The sequence below is a fragment of the Anaerovirgula multivorans genome (assembly GCF_900188145.1).
GTDB classification, from domain to species: domain Bacteria; phylum Bacillota; class Clostridia; order Peptostreptococcales; family Natronincolaceae; genus Anaerovirgula; species Anaerovirgula multivorans.
On sequence record NZ_FZOJ01000037.1, the window covers coordinates 35,682 to 42,404 of the forward strand.

At 34.8% G+C, this 6,723-nt stretch carries 5 protein-coding genes; all 5 read left to right on the forward strand.

Annotated elements, in window-relative coordinates:
* Nucleotides 1–591: 591 nt before the first annotated feature.
* On the forward strand, nucleotides 592–1,584 hold the full coding sequence (locus CHB72_RS22260; protein WP_089285075.1) for a TAXI family TRAP transporter solute-binding subunit: 993 nt from the start codon (nucleotides 592–594) through the stop codon (nucleotides 1,582–1,584).
* Complete coding sequence (locus tag CHB72_RS22265) at nucleotides 1,577–2,125, forward strand: DUF1850 domain-containing protein (protein ID WP_207652629.1); 549 nt, start codon at nucleotides 1,577–1,579, stop codon at nucleotides 2,123–2,125. Before CHB72_RS22260 ends, CHB72_RS22265 begins: the two co-directional genes overlap by 8 nt.
* A gap of 5 nt (nucleotides 2,126–2,130) precedes the next feature.
* Nucleotides 2,131–4,074 carry a TRAP transporter permease gene (locus CHB72_RS22270; RefSeq protein ID WP_089285080.1) on the forward strand — a complete coding sequence of 648 codons (1,944 nt, stop codon included), beginning with the start codon at nucleotides 2,131–2,133 and terminating at the stop codon, nucleotides 4,072–4,074.
* A gap of 731 nt (nucleotides 4,075–4,805) precedes the next feature.
* Nucleotides 4,806–5,912 carry a metallophosphoesterase gene (locus CHB72_RS22275; RefSeq protein ID WP_089285077.1) on the forward strand — a complete coding sequence of 369 codons (1,107 nt, stop codon included), beginning with the start codon at nucleotides 4,806–4,808 and terminating at the stop codon, nucleotides 5,910–5,912.
* A gap of 122 nt (nucleotides 5,913–6,034) precedes the next feature.
* Nucleotides 6,035–6,723 (forward strand): MCP four helix bundle domain-containing protein (locus CHB72_RS22280; RefSeq protein ID WP_141131548.1); only part of this gene is annotated, 689 nt, incomplete at its 3' end.

The window sequence follows — 6,723 nt, forward strand, 5'->3', positions numbered from 1 at the left end:
CTTTGCTCATAATCATGAAGGTATTAGCTTGCTCATATTCTTTAAAGCTTTCTGTAAGGATGCTGATAACATAGGGGTAATGCTTTCTAGCAAATCAGAGTTCAGCTTAGTATTACTGTTTCAGAGGTTAAACAAAAGATGTCAAAGGGAAAAGCGTAAAAGGAAAACGACTAATGAAATACTCCAGTCAGATACTTTTTTCTGGCCGGATTACCAAAAAATGGTTTAGCTTTACGCATATGGATATGTGCTTATAAATTATTTAAGAGGAAAAAAGTTCCGCAAGGGAACTTTTTTCCTCTTTCATTTTTGTGGAAATAAGAAATATTTATGAGTGAATAAAATCGATTAAAACATTGAAAAACATGTAAAGTAATTGTATAATTAATAAAACATTAATGCAAAAAAGAAAAATCACACTACATTAATTTCATTTGATGAACTTTTCTTCCTCTTTCTAACAAAGAAAAATTTAATAAAAATTTCTAAAGGTTAGCAATAGGGCTAAAGATAAACTTGGCATCAAATTTGCTATTCTTATTAAGTGTAAAAAAATAAAATTTATTTTATAAAGAGGGAGAGAATGAGCCGATGAAAAAAATATTATTTCTTTTATTAGCAGTTGTACTTATTTTAACAGGCTGCGGAGGCAAGTCAGTTGATACGCCAGAAGAATCAGCTGAAGGTGAAGTTGAAATTGATAGAAGTATGTTTATAACGATTGCTACAGGACCAACTAGTGGAGTTTACTATCCAATAGGTGGTGGATTTTCAAGTGTTATTGAAGAGTTAGGCTACAGGTCTTCAGTACAGTCTACAGGAGCTTCTGTTGAAAATATCAACTTAATATTAGGCGATCGTGCTGAACTAGCAATTGTTATGGCAGATGCTGTATTGCAAGCCTATGAAGCGTTTGGTGCCTTTGAGGGAGAAACTCCAAAAGAGGAATTAAGAGGATTGATGAGCTTATATCCAAACTATGTACAGTTGGTTACTACAGCAGATAGTGGAATAGAAAGTTTCTACGATTTAAAAGGTAAGAGAGTAGGGGTAGGGGCACCAAATTCAGGGGTTGAGTTAAACGCCAGACTTATGTTTGAAGCCCATGGAATGACCTATGATGATATTAGAGCAGATTATCTTAACTATGGAGAAGCTATTGACCAAATGAGAAATGGAATGATTGATGCAGCTTTTGTTACCAGCGGGATACCAAATGCAACCATTATGGATCTTGCAACTACCCATAAAATCAAAATCATTCCAATTGAAGGTGAAGGGATGACCTATTTGAGGGAACGTTATCCCTTCTTTACAGCAAACATTATTCCAGCTGGTACTTATGACAATGCAAATGATGTAAACACAGCTAGTATTATGAATTTGATGCTAATCAGAGATAGTGTACCAGAGGAAGTAGTATATGATATGACAAAGGGAATTTTTGAAAATTTAGATATTATCCATAGTTCCCATAGTGCAGCACAAAACCATATTAACTTAGAAAATATTATGGAGGGTATGGTAGTCCCTCTACATCCAGGAGCAGAAAAGTACTTTAAAGAAGTTGGTGCGATTGACTAAAGATAGGAAAAAGGAAGAACAGGGGAAGTTTACTAAAGCTTCCTCTGCAGCTTCTAAAAGAAAAAAAGCATTTTTATATTTTGGTGCAATCATTAGTATAGTTTTTCTATTTTATTATATTTTTTCTCTTCAATCTGTAGATATAAGTCAATCTTATATTAAAATTATTGATGAGACAACGGGAGAAGTTTTGGTTACCGCTGAAGTTGAGGTAGGGGATGAAATAACTTTTCATTGGATACATTCTGTAGAGCATATTCCTTGGATAGAATTATTTACGGTCGACCAGCAAAATAATCTCATATTACAGGAAATCCGTTTCCAAGGCTTTGGTGCAGGCATCCCTCATGATAAAGGGAAAGAGGTTATTGTAGAAAATGGGTATATTATTATGAAAGATATAGGAGAATTGTATCCTTCTTATAATTGGATTAATTCTCATACTGCTACAGAAAAAATAGCTTTGAATGGAGAAAAGATTGTGGAAGGTAAAGATTTACCTCATCATGGCTATATGAAGATGGTTATTCAAGAGAGGTGATGGAAATGATTGATAAAAATATCGAGGAAAAGCAGCAGGAATTATTAGAAAAATATGATAGTGAGTCAAGATTTAGGATTTTTTCCAATAAGAATACAGCATTGATGATAAAGATTTTTGCTATAGCTATTGCATTATATCATTTGTATGTATCCTATTTTGGAACTTTAGTAACCTTAAAGCATCGTTCTTTACATGTGGCTACGATTCTAGCTCTTACCTTCTTTCTGTTTCCTGCCTATAAAAAGGCAGATAGAAAGAAAATGCCTTTTTATGATTTTACTTTAGGACTTTTAGCCTTATCTATAACTGTATATATTTTTTACGATTATTTAGGAATTGTTCATAGAGCAGGGATTCCCAATAAAGCAGATTTATTTTTCGGGGTTATCCTAATTATTTTAGTTTTAGAAGCTGCTAGAAGGGTCACAGGTTTTGCTTTACCCTTATTAGGGGTACTCTTTATTGCTTATGCTTTATTTGGTAGACAGATGCCAGGATTTTTTGCTCATAGAGGATATGGTTGGATGGAAATCGTGAACCATCTGTTTGTATCTACTGACGGAGTCTATGGTACTGCTGTAGGTGTAGCCTCTACCTATATTTTCCTTTTCATTTTGTTTGGTTCATTTATGAGTAAATCAGGAATGGGGCAATTCTTTAATGATATCTCCTTGGCACTGGCAGGACATACAAAGGGTGGACCCGCTAAGGTAGCAGTAATTGCCAGTGGATTTCTAGGCAGTATTAATGGTGCTGCGGTAGCTAATGTTGTTACCACTGGAGCCTTCACCATCCCATTGATGAAAAAAACTGGATATGATGATGAATTCGCAGGGGCTGTTGAAGCATCAGCTTCTGTAGGAGGACAATTACTTCCCCCTATTATGGGGGCGGCAGCCTTCATTATGGCGGAGGTATTAGGCATTCAGTATAAAGTAATTGTCATGGCGGCAATTCTGCCTGCTCTATTATATTACTTGGGCATCATGACACAGGTACAAATGAGGGCATCCAAAAGAGGTCTAGAGGGATTACCAAAATCTCAATTACCAAAGATTGGTGATGTCATGAAGGAAAGAGGACACCTGTTAATTCCACTGGTATTTTTGATATATATGTTATTCTTTAGTGGAAAAACCATTATTTTCTCAGCTTTTCTTACAATATTAGTGACAATTGCTGTAAGTATGCTGCGTTCAAGTACTAGAATGGGTGTGCAGGATATTATCGATGGATTATATGAAGGAACTCGATCTGTTGTACCAGTAGCTATTGCCTGTGCTGCCGTTGGTCCTATTGTTGGAGTTACTAGTATAACAGGTTTTGGGTTGAACATGGCGAGAGCTATTGTATCCCTAGGTGGAACTAACTTGTTGTTTACCCTCATGTTTACCATGGTTACCTGTATTATTTTAGGAATGGGTCTTCCGAGTATACCTGCTTATCTTATTACAGCTACTATGGCAGCACCTGCATTGGTAAGATTAGGCATTGATCCAATTGTTTCTCACTTATTTGTGTTTTACTTTGCTATGTTTGCAAATATTACTCCACCGGTTGCCTTAGCCTCCTTTGCAGCAGCTGGAATTTCTGGAGGAAATCCTATGAAGACAGGATTTGAATCTATGAAACTTTCTATTGCAGGGTTTATTGTTCCGTATATGTTTGTTTATAATAGCGCATTACTATTAAGAGATACTACGATACTACAAGGAATCATGGTGACAGTGACTTCCATCATAGGGGTAATTATGCTGGGAAGTGCCGCTGAAGGTTATATTTTTACAAATATGAAGATTGTTAATAGAATACTTCTCTTTGTAGGTGCCCTTATGTTAATTAGTGCCAACTTAATGCAGGATATCGTAGGCATATTGCTAATTATAGGTATCCTAGTGTTGCAACGGAATCAAGCAAATAAAGAAAAAGATGTTAAAATAGTCTAAATTCAATTTACAAAAATTTACAGAATATTTAGGTGTAAATATGGTTAATATAATAGCGTAGGGTACGTAACGGTTGAGCCCAGACTTATATATGCTCCTTAATTTGGGGTATATATGGGTCGGCCAAAGATTATATATTGGTCATGTCTGGCTGATATATAGTCGGAGGGAAGATTCTATAGGGTTGGGAAAGGTTCTATTATAGTCGGTTACTTTCCTAATAATATGATTATAATAGGATCCCAACCTATTCTATAGGGTCGAGCTAAGATTCTACAGGGTGCCGCAGATTCTTTAACGGGGCATTGTAGTTACAGGATTAATGGTTCTATACAGCCGAAAGGTTGTATAGAGCTGTACAGGTATCCTGTAGGGTCGAACGAACCATCAGTATAGGTGATGAACTGCTTGGTTATGGTCGGAAGATCATAGCTAGGTAATAAGTGATCTATATTGGTGCTAGGTAGATCGTTACGTGCTCTTTTAATTTATGAAAAAATTTTACTAACATTACAAGAAAAGCTTATCTTATGACAAGAAAAGCTTTTTTTCTTTTATTAAAGACAAAAATAATGATATAGTATAAATAGATGTAAAATTATAGATATTATTGATAACATATGTATCTTGGTTATTTAGAGGAGAAGGGTGATAGTATTGTAGGTATGAAAATTTGGGAACAATTATCAAAGGAATTAGATTTAAGTATTTTCTAGTAGGAGGAGGATAAAATGACTAAAAAGATTATTACCTTCACTTTTTTTCTTTGTATCTTCTTTTCTATCTACTTTTTTATGAATTATTATGTTTATAACAGTATTATAGCAGGAATAAGAGCTACTGGATGGATAAGTGCGATGTTAGCCATCCTCATGATTATAGGCTCTAGCTGCTTTATTCTAGGACAGGTTTTAAAAAGAAGATATTATGTTTACTGGATAGGCTATATTGGTCACCTTTGGCTTGGAGTGTTGGCTATAGCTATCACTGTGTTGTTATTGAAGGATTTATTATTGTTGTTTGCTAATCTTAACCCCAAAACAGCGACCTATGCAGCTATGGCTTTCATTTTTGCGGTTAATCTATTAGCTTTTTATAATGCTGCTAAAGGCCCTCAGGTAAAGGAAGTAGAAGTGGCTTTTTCCAACTTGCCTGAGGAAATTTCTGACTTCAAAATTGTACAGCTATCGGATATACATTTGGGTATGTTTACCTCGAAGAAATGGGTGGAAAGTTTAGTAGATAAAGTAAATCGTTTAAATCCAGATATTGTTGTTATTACGGGAGATATGATAGATGATCATCTGGCAAGAGTTAAAGACTTTGTTATAATTATGAGAAGTATAGAGTCTTTATTAGGGGTTTATGCAGTATCAGGGAATCATGAATTTTATACAGGGATAGAAACCTTTTACAATTTTGCGGAAGAGGCTAATATTAAAGTGCTAAAGGATGAAGGACAGGAGATAGGAGAATATATTCAACTAATAGGCCTACAGGATAAAATGTTGAGAAAGTATGATCAAACGGCTCCAAAACTTGAAGAGATTCTAAAGGACTGTAATCCCCAGAAAATTACTATTCTATTATCTCATCAACCTATAGATTTTGAAAAGGCTGTGGAAAAAGGTGTAAACCTACAACTATCGGGTCATACACATCAGGGACAGATTCCACCAATGAATTTTATTGTAGCAATGTTTTATAGGTATTCCTATGGATTGTATAAATATAGGGATGCTTATATCTATACCACCTCTGGAACAGGCACGTGGGGACCACCTATGAGACTCTTTACTTCTTCAGAAATTGTAAAGCTCATCCTAAAAAATAAATAAATGTGGGTGAAATGAATAGTTGACACTAAATCGAAAAATGTTGTAATAATTAGAAAATTATAGTAGAATTTTATTAAGTAATTATTAAAAAATTCCAGTCTAGATACGGGGGGATACATAAAATGAAAAAGCTAACAAAGAACATGCGAATTACCCATAGTATAATCATGGTTGTTATTTTAGCGACTGCTTTTTTAGCAATAGTTGGGGGCATTGGCTACAAAGGTATTGGCAGTATTAATAACAATGTATCACAGATATACAACGAGGCGGTTCTTAAAACACAGCTAGTAACGGAAATCAACCATAAGTTTATGAATATTAGAATAGAGGTCTTAAGGGCAATAGATTTAGGCTACAACCCAAGCATAATAAGAAATGTTGATAATCTAGATCAGGAGCTGCGAGAGTTAATGGATGCATACCTGGAAGGGCAAGATGAAGAATCAATGGAAAATGTAGTTTTAGAATCTGCTAAAAACAATTATGATACATTTATGAATACCTGGGCAAGTGTAGTAGCTAAACTACAAAGACATGAGGAACTAGATGATCAAGATAGATTTTCTCTGGAGGCCAGGGGGAGTGCTATACTTAGTAGTTTAGTCTATGTAGTGAATAGCAACAAAGAGTTTGCAGAAGAACTGTACGATGAAAGTATGGGCATATATAATGCTAACATTAGAGGCTTAAGCACCATATCTATCATAGCATTAATAACTTTATTAGGTTTTTCCTTTTTAATAATAGGAATATTAAAAAAATCTATCAAAGAAATGAATGGTATCTTTGAAAATGTAGCTACTGGTGA